11 protein-coding genes are annotated in these 11,842 nt (G+C 69.0%); 6 read left to right on the top strand and 5 right to left on the bottom strand.

The window, feature by feature from the left end; all coding sequences use genetic code 11:
* From BHS09_RS20885 to BHS09_RS20865, 5 genes are read left to right on the top strand one after another with little or no spacing between them, the layout of a single operon-like run.
* A complete protein-coding gene (locus BHS09_RS20885) occupies positions 1-918 on the top strand; it encodes a HEAT repeat domain-containing protein (RefSeq protein ID WP_140792536.1) in 918 nt (305 codons plus the stop codon).
* On the top strand, positions 896-1,531 hold the full coding sequence (locus BHS09_RS20880; protein WP_140798701.1) for a hypothetical protein: 636 nt from the start codon (positions 896-898) through the stop codon (positions 1,529-1,531). Before BHS09_RS20885 ends, BHS09_RS20880 begins: the two co-directional genes overlap by 23 nt.
* Positions 1,532-1,562: 31 nt before the next feature.
* Positions 1,563-2,567 (top strand): biotin--[acetyl-CoA-carboxylase] ligase, encoded by a 1,005-nt coding sequence (locus BHS09_RS20875; RefSeq protein ID WP_140792532.1) that lies wholly within the window; start codon positions 1,563-1,565, stop codon positions 2,565-2,567.
* Between the two features lie 13 nt (positions 2,568-2,580).
* Positions 2,581-3,351, top strand: a complete 771-nt coding sequence (locus BHS09_RS20870) for a type III pantothenate kinase (RefSeq protein ID WP_140796535.1) — start codon at positions 2,581-2,583, stop codon at positions 3,349-3,351.
* A complete protein-coding gene (locus BHS09_RS20865; RefSeq protein WP_140792529.1) occupies positions 3,348-4,481 on the top strand; it encodes a hypothetical protein in 1,134 nt (377 codons plus the stop codon). Before BHS09_RS20870 ends, BHS09_RS20865 begins: the two co-directional genes overlap by 4 nt.
* A gap of 51 nt (positions 4,482-4,532) precedes the next feature.
* Here BHS09_RS20865 and BHS09_RS20860 read toward each other — a convergent pair whose 3' ends face one another.
* The 4 genes from BHS09_RS20860 to ald form a co-directional block, all read right to left on the bottom strand.
* A complete protein-coding gene (locus BHS09_RS20860) occupies positions 4,533-6,218 on the bottom strand; it encodes a response regulator (protein ID WP_140798699.1) in 1,686 nt (561 codons plus the stop codon).
* Between the two features lie 176 nt (positions 6,219-6,394).
* The gene (locus BHS09_RS20855; RefSeq protein WP_140792525.1) at positions 6,395-7,303 is read right to left on the bottom strand and encodes an anti-sigma factor family protein; all 909 of its coding nucleotides are present in this window, start codon (positions 7,301-7,303) and stop codon (positions 6,395-6,397) included.
* 22 nt (positions 7,304-7,325) lie between these two features.
* Positions 7,326-7,967: a sigma-70 family RNA polymerase sigma factor gene (locus tag BHS09_RS20850; protein WP_011554150.1), complete on the bottom strand. Its 642-nt coding sequence runs from the start codon at positions 7,965-7,967 to the stop codon at positions 7,326-7,328.
* A gap of 242 nt (positions 7,968-8,209) precedes the next feature.
* Positions 8,210-9,334 carry an alanine dehydrogenase gene (ald, locus tag BHS09_RS20845; RefSeq protein ID WP_140798697.1) on the bottom strand — a complete coding sequence of 375 codons (1,125 nt, stop codon included), beginning with the start codon at positions 9,332-9,334 and terminating at the stop codon, positions 8,210-8,212.
* Between the two features lie 185 nt (positions 9,335-9,519).
* On the opposite strand from ald, the gene BHS09_RS20840 reads away from it, so the two are divergent.
* A complete protein-coding gene (locus BHS09_RS20840) occupies positions 9,520-10,824 on the top strand; it encodes a radical SAM family protein (RefSeq protein WP_140792521.1) in 1,305 nt (434 codons plus the stop codon).
* Positions 10,825-10,956: 132 nt separating this feature from the next.
* On the opposite strand, the gene BHS09_RS20835 is transcribed toward BHS09_RS20840, so the two are convergent.
* Positions 10,957-11,826, bottom strand: a complete 870-nt coding sequence (locus tag BHS09_RS20835; RefSeq protein ID WP_140792519.1) for a response regulator — start codon at positions 11,824-11,826, stop codon at positions 10,957-10,959.
* Positions 11,827-11,842: the final 16 nt, after the last annotated feature.

Raw genomic sequence — 11,842 nt, 5'->3', positions numbered from 1 at the left:
ATGAAGCCGGTCCTGTTGCTCGCCTCCTGCGTCGTCCTGCTGCTCGGTGCCTGCCGATGGCAGTCGCCGCGCTACCCGGTGGCGCCGGTGGAACTCTCCGGGGCCACCCTGCGGGACAACGCCCTGCTGGGCCTGGCTCCCGAGGGCGTGGCCACGCTCTTCACCGCCGCCCTGAAAGACTCCGGCCGTTTCGAGCAGAAGGGCGCGGAGGCGCCTCGCGAGGAGCGGCCCTGGCGCCTGACGCTGGATGTGCCCTTCACCCGCGAAGTGCTGAAGGACGGTGACCCGCGCAGCTTCGCCGAAGTAGGTGCCAACCTGGTCCTGGAGCGCTTCGGTGGGAGTCTGCCCCAGCGCTACGAACTGGTCGGGCTGGGAGAGGCGCCCGTCGAGGAGGACTCGCCCGCGGGACGGCAGAAGGCCATGCGCACGGCACTGGCCAACGTGCTGCGCCAGGTGACCGAGTCCGCCGTCATGCAGTTGACGGCGCTGGACCGCACCGATGAAGAGCTGGTGCTGGACCTCAAGGCCTCGGACTCGCGGGTGCGGGAGTTCAGCCTGCGCACGCTGGCGGAACGGCAGCACCCGGCGGCCGCGCCGCTGCTCATCGACCGGCTCAAGGAAGCGACCGACGCAGAGACGGTGCGCAGGACGATGGGCTCGCTCGTGGAGATGAAGGCGCGAGCCGCCGTGCCCGTGCTCATCGACCTGGTGCGTGGCCGTGACCTGGGCTTCGTGCAGGAGATTGTCTTCGCGGTGGGCGAAATCGGTGGCCCGGAGGCGGAGGCCTATCTCTACACGATGGCGCAGGGGCACGATGCGCCCGCCGTCCAGGCCGCCGCGCAACAGGCGCTGGACACGCTCTACGCATCACGTAAGCACTCACCTGCGGAGGCGCGTGGCCCCAGCCGCGCGGACTGACATCGACATGAAGCGTTCATTCGGCATGGGCGGGGCCGCGGTACTGGCGGCCCTGGTGCTGGGCACGGGCTGTTCCAAGAACGTCGACGCGGCGGCGGGCGCGAGCGCCAGCACCGATGACGTGTCCGCGTACTACCCGCTCGCGGTGGGCAACAGCTGGACCTACCGGCTCAACGGCCGCGACGACAAACAAGTCACCGTGGAGATTCTCAAGGAAGAGGCCGGCGTCTTCCATGACAGCCAGGGCGGTCAGCTCTCGCTGGACGGCTACGGCTTGAGAGACCCCAAGCGCTACCTGCTGCGCGGTCCGGTGCGGACCGGGCACTCGTGGACGAACGTGGTGTCCGTGTCCTCCACGGAGCGCTACCACATTGTCCAGGCGGGGGACTCCTGTGAGACGCCCGCGGGCACCTTCCCGAACTGTGTCCAGGTGGAGGGCCGCAACCGGGTGGACGCCAAGGCCACGCTGGTGAATACGATGACGTTCGCGCCTGGCGTCGGCGTGGTGCGCATCGAAGTGGCCGTGGAGACCAACGGCCAGCTGATGCCGCAGACCTCCCTGGAACTGACGGCCTGGCAGCTCCGGGACGGCGCGGCGCCGCCTTCGGGTTGATACGGTGGAGGAATCTCCACGAGGTGCCGCTGTGGCCGCCAATGCGAACGAGCAGACCCAGGAAGAGCTCATCCTGAGCTTCCTGTCGGAAAGCGGGGGCGACTACACCTCCGGTGAAGCGCTCTCCAGCAAGCTGGGCCTGTCGCGCACGGCGGTGTGGAAGCACGTGGAGGCCCTGCGCGCGAAGGGCTACCGCATCGAGGCGGTGTCCGCGCGAGGCTACCGGCTGGTGGCGGTGCCGGACCGGCTCACCTCGCTCGAGGTGGGCCCGCTGCTGGGCACCCACGACCTGGGCCGCACCATCCACCACCACGAATCGCTGCCTTCCACCAACGAGAAGGCCTTCCGCCTGGCCCAGGACGGCGCCGAGCACGGTGAGGTCGTGGTGGCCGAGCAGCAGACCGCGGGCAAGGGGCGCCGGGGCCGCACCTGGGTGTCCCCGCCGGGCCTCAACCTCTACTTCTCCGCCATCCTTCGTCCGGACCTGCCGCCCCAGCGCGCGCCGGAGCTGACGCTGGTGGCGGCCGTGGCGCTGGCGGAATCGCTGCGCGACGCGGGCGTGGAGGCCGCCATCAAGTGGCCCAACGACGTCCAAATCGACGGCCTCAAGGTCGCGGGAATCCTCACCGAGCTGTCCGCCGAACCCGAGCGCGTGCACTTCGTCATCGTGGGCGTGGGGGTCAATCTCAACTCCCAGGCCGAGCACTTCCCGGAGGAGCTGCGGGCCACCGCCACGTCGTTGTCGCTGGCCCTGGGGCAGCCGGTGCACCGGACCCGCTTCGCCGCCTCCCTCTGGACGCGGCTGGAGGAGTGGCTGGACCTCTATCTGGCCACGGGCTTCGACGCGGTGCGTGCCCGCTGGAAGGCGCTGTCGTCCACGCTGGGGCAGGACGTGCTGGTGCGCACCGACCGGCAGGAGCTGCGGGGGCGGGCCGAGGACATCGACCCGTCCGGGGCGCTGCTGGTCCGGACGGCGGAGGGCTCGCTCGAGCGCGTGTTGGCGGGCGACGTGGAGCAGCTTCGCCCACGGCGATAGAGTGCGCGGTGTGATGCTCCTGGCCATCGACGTCGGCAACACCAACACCGTGCTCGGAGTGTTCGAGGGCCGGCGCCTGCTCGACCACTGGCGCGTGGAGACCAGCACGCGCCGCACCTCGGATGAGTACGGCATCCTGGTCCGGCAGCTCTTCACCCATTGCGGCATCGACCCGACGAAGGTGACAGCGGTGGCCGTGTCCAGCGTGGTGCCGCCGCTCCAGTCCAACCTGGAGAAGATGAGCGAGCGGTACTTCCGCATCCGGCCCATGTTCGTCGGGCCCGGAGTGAAGACGGGCATGCCCATCCTCTACGACAATCCCCGGGAGGTGGGCGCGGACCGCATCGTCAACGCGGTGTCCGCCTACGAGAAGCACCACGCCGGCGTGGTGGTGGTGGACTTCGGCACCGCGACGACGTTCGACGCGGTGTCGCCGAAGGGGGAGTACCTGGGGGGCTGCATCTGCCCCGGCATCAACATCTCCATGGAGGCGCTGTTCCAGAATGCCTCCAAGCTGCCGCGTGTGGAGTTCGCGCGGCCGCCGCATGTCATCGGGCGCAACACCGTGCACTCCATGCAGGCCGGGCTCGTCTACGGCTACGTGGGCATGGTGGACGGCATCTGCACCCGCATGCAGGCCGAACTGGGCTTTCCGGTGAAGGTCGTCGCCACTGGAGGGCTCGCGTCGCTGGTGGCCAGCGAGTCGAAGGTCATCCACCAGGTGGATGAGTTCCTCACGCTCGAGGGCCTGCGCATCATCTACGGAAGGAATCACGCGTCATGACCACTGCCGCTCCCAACGCTGTCCCGACACCGCCCCCGGGCTGCCCCTTCGATGCGGAGTTCCTGCCGCCCAATCTGCGCAAGCACGTGGACCCCGCGGCGCCGGTGCCGCTGCGGATGATGGCGGCGAAGTCGCTCGTTCCGCTCAGCCCCTCCGACATGGTGGGCGCGCTCTACATGCTCACGTACGATCCGGACGCGAACGTGCGCGAGACGGCGGCGAAGACGGCCGCGGGGCTGCCGGACAGGATTCTGGGCTCCGCGCTGCGCGACGAAGAGGTGCAGCCGCAGGTGCTCGGCTACCTCCTGGGGCTCGTGAAAGGCAACGAGGCCTACGCGGAGATGCTGGTCCTCAACGCCAGCACGCCGGACGACGCGGTGGCGGACGTGGCGAAGGACTGCAGCCCGAAGCTGGCGGAGATCATCGGGCAGAACCAGCTCCGTCTTCTGCGCCACGAGGACATCCTCCGCAACCTCTGCGTCAATGCGAGCGCGCCGGTGTCGCTCATCGACAACGTCTGCGACTTCGCGGTGCGCAGCGGACTGACGCTGATGGACGTGCCGCAGATGAAGGCCGCGCGCGTGCGCGTCTTCGGCCCCGAGGCCGCGGAGGCGCCCCCGCCGCAGGGCCCCACCGCGGAGGAGGTGCTTCAGGAGTTCCAGGAGGCCGCGGACGAATCCGCCGCCCCCATGGAGGAGGGCAAGCGCCTGACGCTGGCCCAGCGCATCATGCGCATGTCCATCGCGGAGAAGATCAAGCTGGCCACGCTGGGCAACAAGGAAGCCCGCACCGCGCTCATCCGCGAGACGAACAAGCTGGTAGCGGTGGCCGTCATCCGCAGCCCGCGCATCACCGACGGCGAGGTGCTCTCGTTCGCCACCAACCGCGCGATGATGGATGACGTGCTGCGCGTCATCTACAGCAACCGCGAGTGGACGAAGAACCACAAGGTGAAGATGGCGCTGGTGAAGAACCCCAAGGTCCCGCTCACCGTCACCATGAAGTTCCTCAACTCGTTCCGGGACGCCGAGCTGAAGGACCTCAGCCGCGACAAGAACGTGCCCGCGGCCGTGCAGGGCTTCGCGAAGAAGCTGCACGAGAAGAAGACGACCCCGAAGAAGCAGGGGTAGGGGCCGGCGGTGCCCCGGGCGCGGTGGGCCCGGGGAGCGCGGCCCGTGCGACTAGGCCGCGGCTTCGCTGGCGTCGTCCGCCACCGAGGAGGCGGGCTCGTCCAGGAGCTGCTGGGCGATGACGAGCGCCTTCTTCGTCTTCTCGCGCAGCTTCTCCTCGCTCTTGATGCGTGCGTAGAGGCGCGTCACGCGCTCCTCGTTGCGGGCCGTGGCGGCCTCCAACTCGGCGATGCGGCCGCGCAGCTCGTCGGCCTCCGCGCTGGCGCGGCTGCTCTGCTCGGACAGCTCCACCTGGGCCTGGCCCAGTTGGACGCGCAGGTCCTCGGCCTCATGCTGCGCGGCCTGGACGTCCGCCTCCAGCTGCCCCGCGCGAGCGCGCAGCTCCTCCAGCTCCGCGGCGTAGGCCTGCGCCTGGGCCTGGTGCTGGTCCAGCTCCGTCTGCAGCACGGTGAGCTGCGCGGACGCGCCCCGGGCCTCTTCCTTGGCGGCGGCCAGCTGCTGGTCCACGCGCTTGCGGTCCGAGGCGAGTGAGTCCGCCCGGGCGCTCAGCGTCTTGAGCTGGGCGTCGCGCTGGGCGAGCTCGGACTCGGCGGTGCTGGCCTTCTGCTCCAGCTCCAGGCTCTGGTCCTTGAGCTCGATGATCTCCTGGTCCTTCTGATTCAGCTCCGTCTTGAGGCGGAGGATCTCCTTGTCCTTCTTGTTGGCCGCGTCGCGGAGGGCGAAGGTGTCCTTGTCGTTCTTGCCCGAGGACGCCCGGGCCGCCTCCAGCTCCGTGGCCTGGCTCTCCAGCTGCGCCTCCAGGTCACGCACGCGCTCCTCGGCGTGGGACGCCATGCCACGCGAGTCGTCGAGCTCGGCCTGGAGCTCGGCCACCCGCGTGCGCAGGCTGCGCAGCTCCGCGGCGTCGGCGGCCGGCGCCACCGCGACGGGCGGCGGGGCGGGGCGGGGGGCCGCGATGGGGCGGGGCACGGGGGGCGGCGCGACGGCGCGGGGAGGCTCGGGAGGGGGCGCGGCTACGGGAGCGGGGGCGATGAAGCCGATCACCGTCTTCTCGTCGGAGTCATCCAGCCCTTCCAGCGGATCATCCGAGTCGGTGCCCAGCGAGTCGAGCGTGGAGAAGTCCTCCTCCACGCCTTCCACCACCGCCTCGGGCGGCGCGACGACGACTTCTTCCTCGAAGGACGGCGGCTCCTCGGGGGCGGACAGGTCGCCGAAGGCGGCGTCCAGGTCCAACTCCTCGCCCGTGACGGGAGGCTCCTCCGCGGTCTCCACGGAGATCTCCTCGCCGAAGTCCGCCGTCATCGGCTCGTCGCCAAGCGCGTCCAGCGTGAGGCTCTCGTCGACGACGTCCTCGGTGGCGGGCAGCTCGGGGAAGCCGATCAGTGCCCCCGCGCGCTCCACCAGTTGATCCGCGTCCACCGGCTTGGCGACGTACTCGTCGGCGTGGGCCTTCAGCTTGCGGTGCTGCGCGAAGCCGTCCGGGTTGCCGATGATGAGGATGGGGACGTTCTTGAGGTCATCGTCCTTCTTCAGCTTGCCGCAGATGAGGTAGCCGTTCTGTCCCGCGGACAGGTCCACCGCGAGCACCACGAGGTCCGGCCGGTCCCTGCGGATCTGCTCCACGCTGCCCTTGCCGTCGGTCGTCTCTTCGACCGTGAAGCCCCGGCCCTCCAGGGCCGAGCGCAGGGTGGCGGAGAGCGCGGTGTCGCTTTCGACGATCAGGATTTTCTTCGACATGGAGGGACGGCCCGTCCTGGTGTGCGGCGCGCGCAAACGCCCTACCGGCCGCGACGCGCAAGGTGATGATGTGCGTCGAGGCTATCGGCCATGCGCGGGAGCGTCAATGTTCGGACCAGGCGGAATTCCGGCTGCCCGGGGAGCGGGCAAGCGCCGTCACACAGCCGACGTTTCCGTCACTGAGGGTACGTCGGGTACGTCACGGGCTCGACGGAGATGGGAGGCCGGGAGCGTGGCGCGCGAGGCGCGGGCGGGAGCGAATACAGCGGCTCGTCGGCCTCCGGCGCGGACTTGCGCGCGAGCTTCTCACCACTGTCGCGCTCGGCGAGCATCCGGCGGATGTCGCTTTCGTCCATGTCCGTCACCATCTCGTAGACGATTTCATCGTCGCGCCAGGTGACGACATTGAAGCCCTGCGCGGAGTCCACTTCCACGGCTTGCAGGGCCTGGAACTTCGGGATGGAGACTTCGTCGTTGCCAGGGAGCACGAAGACGCCCAAGCGGCGGCTCGGCTCACCTTCGTTGTCGGGAAGGGTCTCGTAGCTGATGTACGCGACTTCGCGGCCGTTGAGGATGGAGATGCGCCCGCCCAGCGGCTTGGCCTTGGGAATCTGCGGGACGGTGATGCGCGGATCCACCTTGTCCTTGAACCACTCCTCCACCTGCTCCGGCGCGTTGGAGGCAATCTCGAAGGGGAGCGCCTTGCTCTTGCTGTGGCGCTGCACCGCTTCCGTCCTGGCCGCGCTCAGGCGCTGCTCGGCGTGGAACGCGGCCCAGCCGCCGCCCACCGTCACCACCACCAGCGCCATGGCCCCGGCGCGCAGCCAGACGCCGAACTGGACGCGGCGCTGCTCCTGCTTGAGGCCCACTTGGATGCCGGCCCGGAGCGAGGCGGGGGCCCGCATGCCCGAAACGGAGTGGCGCGCGGCTCGCCGCAGCGCCTGCTGCATCTGCTTCTCTTCCTCCGCGCGGCGCCGGCAATCAGCGCACCCGGAGAGGTGGGTTTCGAGGTCCACTCGTTCCTCGGGCTGGAATTCGCCGTCGAGGTACGGATAGAGCAGCCGTTCGAGGTCCTGGCAGTTCATGGCGCGCGCTAGGAACGGGTTTCTACCCTGTCTTCTTCCTGTGGCGATACTCTTCCAGGTCCGCGGGGGCGTTCACCGGCTCACCGTCATGCCGGAATACGCCCTGGCCCTCGGCGTACTCACGCAGGTTCTTCTGCAGGAGCTTGCGTCCGCGGAACAGGCGGCTCATGACCGTGCCCACGGGGCACTCGAGAATCTCCGCGATCTCCTTGTAGGAGAACTCCTGGAGGTCCGCGAGGATGACCACCAGCCGGAAGTCGATGGGCAGCGCGTCAATGGCCCGCAGCACGTCGTCCGACAGGAGCCGGTCGAAGAAGTACTGCTCGGGGTTGGCCGCGAAGTCCGTCGCGTCCCGGCTCACGAAGCGCTCGTGGACGGCCTCGCGCTCCACGCCTTCGACCACCGTGCGCTCCTTCACCTTCCGCCGGTAGCGGTTGATGAAGGTGTTGGTGAGAATCTTGAAGAGCCAGGCCTTGATGTTCGTCCCGCGCTCGAACTTGTCGAAGAAGCGGTACGCCCGCATGCAGGTGTCCTGCACCAGGTCCTCGGCGTCGCGCTCGTTCTTCGTCAGGCGCAGCGCCGCCGAATAGAGCGGGTCCAGATGGGCTAGCGCCAGCTCTTCGAATTCCTGCTTCGTCCGGTTGGGTTGCCTGAAATCCAACATGTCCCGCCTTCCAAGGGCCCGAAACAAAAGGGGAATGAGTTGTCGCTTACCCGCCAAATGTATGCACGGGAACAACCAGGGCAACAACGGCATCCCACGACACCCGCCCGGACGCCCGCTTCGGGAATACACGACGCCGGCCAGGGAAACATATTCCCTAGCAGAGATAACGAACGGGGAGGCCGGATGTCGCCATCCGAACCTCCCCGCCAGGGACTGCGTCGTTTGCCTGCTTACCGGGCTTACTTGCCGGCGAGCGCGTCCGCGATGGGCATGTAGGGGTAGCCCATGTCCTTCGCGACGGCCTCGTAGGTGACGTGGCCGTTGTAGGTGTTCAGCGCACGCGAGAGGGCGCGGTCCGCCTTCACGGCCGCCGCCAGGCCCTGGTTGGCGATCATGAGCGAATAGGGGCGGGTGACGTTGGTGAGGGCGTAGGTGGACGTCTGCGGCACGGCGCCGGGCATGTTGGCGACGCAGTAGTGGACGACGCCGTGGACCTCGAACGTGGGGTTGTCGTGGGTGGTGGGCTTGCACGTCTCGATGCAGCCACCCTGGTCCACCGCCACGTCGACCACCACGGAGCCCGGGCTCATCTCCGAGATGAGGGCCTCGGAGACGAGCTTCGGGGCCTTGCGACCGGGGATGAGCACCGCGCCCACGACGAGGTCGGCCTCGCGCACGGAGCGGGCGATGCTCTCCGAGTCGGAGGCCAGCACGCCGACGCGGCCGAGGAACACGTCATCCAGGTAGGTGAGGCGCTCCATGTTGACGTCGATGATGGTGACCTCTGCGCCCATGCCCACCGCCACCTTGGCGGCACACAGGCCCACCACGCCGCCGCCGATGACGGTGACGCGGCCCCGGCGCACGCCGGGCACGCCGCCCAGGAGGATGCCCTTGCCGCCGTGGGCCCGCTCCAGGCACTTGGCGCCTACCTGGATGGCCATCTTTCCGGCCACCTCGCTCATGGGCTTGAGCAGCGGAAGGCTGCCGTCGTCCGGCTGCAGCGTTTCATAGGCCACGGCCGCGGCCTTCTTCTGGAGCAACGTCTTGGTCAGCTCCGGGTCCACGCCGGCCAGGTGGAAGTACGTATAGATGACCTGGCCGGGCTGGATGCGCGCGTACTCGGGCGCGATGGGCTCCTTGACCTTGATGATCATCTCCGAGCGCTTCCAGACCTCGTCCGCGGTGGAGACGATCTGTGCGCCGACGCGCTGGTACTCCGAATCGGGGATGCCGGAGCCAACGCCGGCGTTCGTCTCGATCAGGACCGTGTGACCCGCGGCGATGAAGGCGGCGGCGCCAGCCGGCACCATGCCGACGCGGTACTCGCGGGTTTTGATCTCCTTGGGAACTCCGACGATCACGACTGCCTCCGAGAGGGGACGTAAAAAAGCGCGCGGACCCTAACGAGGGCCCAAGGGGGAATCAAGGCGCGGGCGGACAGCCCGGCATGAGCGCCATTTGCGTCAAACACCCCTGAAGACATGACGCGAGGCGTTGGATGCGATGCGTGATGAAGCGTGCGCCGCTCGTGTTAGTTACCAGGGACATGACGTCTGCTCCGAAGCTCCTATTCGCGGACCCCAAGGGACGGGTGATGGAACATCCGTACCTGCTCGCCACGCTGCGCAGCGGCGAAGAGCTCGTTCCTCCGCAGGACAAGCCCATTCCGCTGCCGTCCGCCGGGCGGCTCGTCCACCTGCCAGGGCGCCTCCCGGTGGGCCTGCATCCGGAGACGGGGGAGCTGGAGCTCGTCCGCGAGATGAAGGTGGGGGGCAAGACGTTTGTCCCCAACGCAGTGGGCGCGCTGCTGCCCCCCGGCTACACGCGCACCTTCCTCCCCGGCGAGGTGAAGGGCAGTGGCCCCGTGCTGCCGCAGTGGGCGTACACCGCCGCGGCCTGGGTGGGAGAGGGGCCGGTGGCGTGGGCCATCCATACCGACCGTCGCTCCCACTGGGACCCGGAGCGGTTCTCCACGCCGGACATGAAGGACCTGGTGGCGAAGCACATGGCGCGCTTCCCGGACAACCGGGTGCTGAAGCAGCTCAAGACGTGCGCGATGCTCTATCGGTGCTTCACGTCGCAGAACACCTTCTACGTGCGTGACGAGGCCGCCATCCCCGCGTCCGTCATGTGCAACGCACGCTGCGTGGGCTGCATCTCCGACCAGCCGGCGGACGGCCCACCGGCGTCGCACGAGCGCATGGATGACGGGCCCACGGGTGAGGAGATGGGCCAGATTGGCCTCTTCCACCTGGAGCACGCGCCGGGCCGCACCATGGTGAGCTTCGGCCAGGGCTGCGAGGGCGAGCCGCTTACGCGCTGGAAGCAGATTGCCGAGGCCATCCGCTACATGCGGGCGCGCACGCAGGCGGGCTCCATCAACATCAACACCAACGCCAGCCTCACGCGCGGCCTGGAGGCCCTCTTCGACGCGGGGCTGGATGCCATCCGCGTGTCGCTCAACTCGGCGGTGAAGGACCTCTACGAGGCCTACTACAAGCCGGTGAAGTACGGCTGGGAGGACGTGGAGGCCTCCATCGCCCTGGCGCGTGAGCGCGGCGCGTACCTGGCGCTGAACCTGCTGCTGTTCCCCGGCGTCACCGACCGCGAGGGCGAGGTGCGGGCGCTGGAGCGGCTGGTGAAGAAGTACCGCGTGGACCAGGTGCAGACGCGCTCGCTGTGCATCGACCCGCTGCAGTACCTGGAGGTGGCGCGCGAGCGCGGCGCGGGAGGAGAGCCGGTGGGCATCCGCACGCTGCTTCAGCGGCTGAAGGCGGCACGCCCGGGGCTCATCGTGGGCAACTTCGCGCGCGGGCTGGAAGAGCGCGAGAACGCGGCCGGGCTCCGGTAGCGCCCGGGGGCGGGGGAGGGCGTTCCTTCCTCCGTCGGCCGGGAGGCCCGGTGGGCGCTCCGTCCTCGGGAGGCAGGTGGCGCGGCCTCGGGGGCAATACGCCAAGAGGGGCCGCGACGCGGCCCCTGGGGACTACTCGTTACCGGTGGGCATCAGCTCCTTGGCCACCAGGTTGCCCATCACCGCGTCCTTGGGGATGTAGCCGTCGGCGCCCGCCTCGCGGCAGATGCGCTGCAACTCCTCGACGTTCTCACCCGAGCACAGCAGCACCTTGATGCCCTTGAAGAGGCTGTTGCTCTTGATGAAGCGGCAGAACTGCTCGCCGTTCACGTTGGGCATGCGCACGTCCAGCAGCACCAGGTCCGGACGCGTCTGCTTCTTGAGGATGATTTTCGTGGCCTTGTCGGCGGTGTCGGCGACGTGGACCTCGAAGCCCTTGGCCACCAGGTCCGCTTCGATGATGCGGGCCGTCATCTCGCTGTCATCCACGATGAGGATGCGCGGCTTGCGCCCGCCCGTGGTGGGAGCCGGCTTGAGGCCGGCCGCCGCCGCGGGGGCAGGGGCCGCGGGAGCCGGCGGGGTGGGCGCCGCCGCGGGGGCCGCGGCCGGAGTGGGCACGGCGGTGGGGATGCCCAGGGCGGGGGGGCCAATGAGACCCATGACCCCGCCGAGCACGGCTTCGAGCCCACCGCTCTTCAGGATGTAGCCGTCCGCCCCCGAAGCCTTCGTCTTTCCGTCCAGCTCCGCCTCGGAGATGTCGGAATAGAGGACCAGCTTCGCGGTGACCTTCTTCTGCCGGCGGAGGTACTCCACGACGTCGTCGCCGAACATCTCCGGCATGTTGACGTCCATGAGGATGAGCGAGAACGGCCCCTCGGCGAGCTTCTGCTCGAGGCTGGCAAGGTCCTGCGCGCCGCTCGCCTGGTAGCCGGCGGCGGTGAGCGCCCGGACGGTGAGCTCCACCAGCATCGGGCTGTCATCAATGACCAGTACGCGCGACATCGTCCTCCTCAAGGGC

Source organism: Myxococcus xanthus, assembly GCF_006402735.1.
Taxonomy (GTDB): domain Bacteria; phylum Myxococcota; class Myxococcia; order Myxococcales; family Myxococcaceae; genus Myxococcus; species Myxococcus xanthus_A.
Note: the sequence above shows the minus strand (reverse complement) of the source record. Positions and strands in the feature narration are given on the sequence as shown.

Coding starts and splice junctions, on each gene's coding strand:
- BHS09_RS20885 (WP_140792536.1), top strand. CDS start 1: ATGAAGCCGGTCCTGTTGCTCGCCTCCTGCGTCGTCCTGCTGCTCGGT.
- BHS09_RS20870 (WP_140796535.1), top strand. CDS start 2,581: ATGCTCCTGGCCATCGACGTCGGCAACACCAACACCGTGCTCGGAGTG.
- BHS09_RS20865 (WP_140792529.1), top strand. CDS start 3,348: ATGACCACTGCCGCTCCCAACGCTGTCCCGACACCGCCCCCGGGCTGC.
- BHS09_RS20860 (WP_140798699.1), bottom strand. CDS start 6,218: ATGTCGAAGAAAATCCTGATCGTCGAAAGCGACACCGCGCTCTCCGCC.
- BHS09_RS20855 (WP_140792525.1), bottom strand. CDS start 7,303: ATGAACTGCCAGGACCTCGAACGGCTGCTCTATCCGTACCTCGACGGC.
- BHS09_RS20850 (WP_011554150.1), bottom strand. CDS start 7,967: ATGTTGGATTTCAGGCAACCCAACCGGACGAAGCAGGAATTCGAAGAG.
- BHS09_RS20840 (WP_140792521.1), top strand. CDS start 9,520: ATGACGTCTGCTCCGAAGCTCCTATTCGCGGACCCCAAGGGACGGGTG.
- BHS09_RS20835 (WP_140792519.1), bottom strand. CDS start 11,826: ATGTCGCGCGTACTGGTCATTGATGACAGCCCGATGCTGGTGGAGCTC.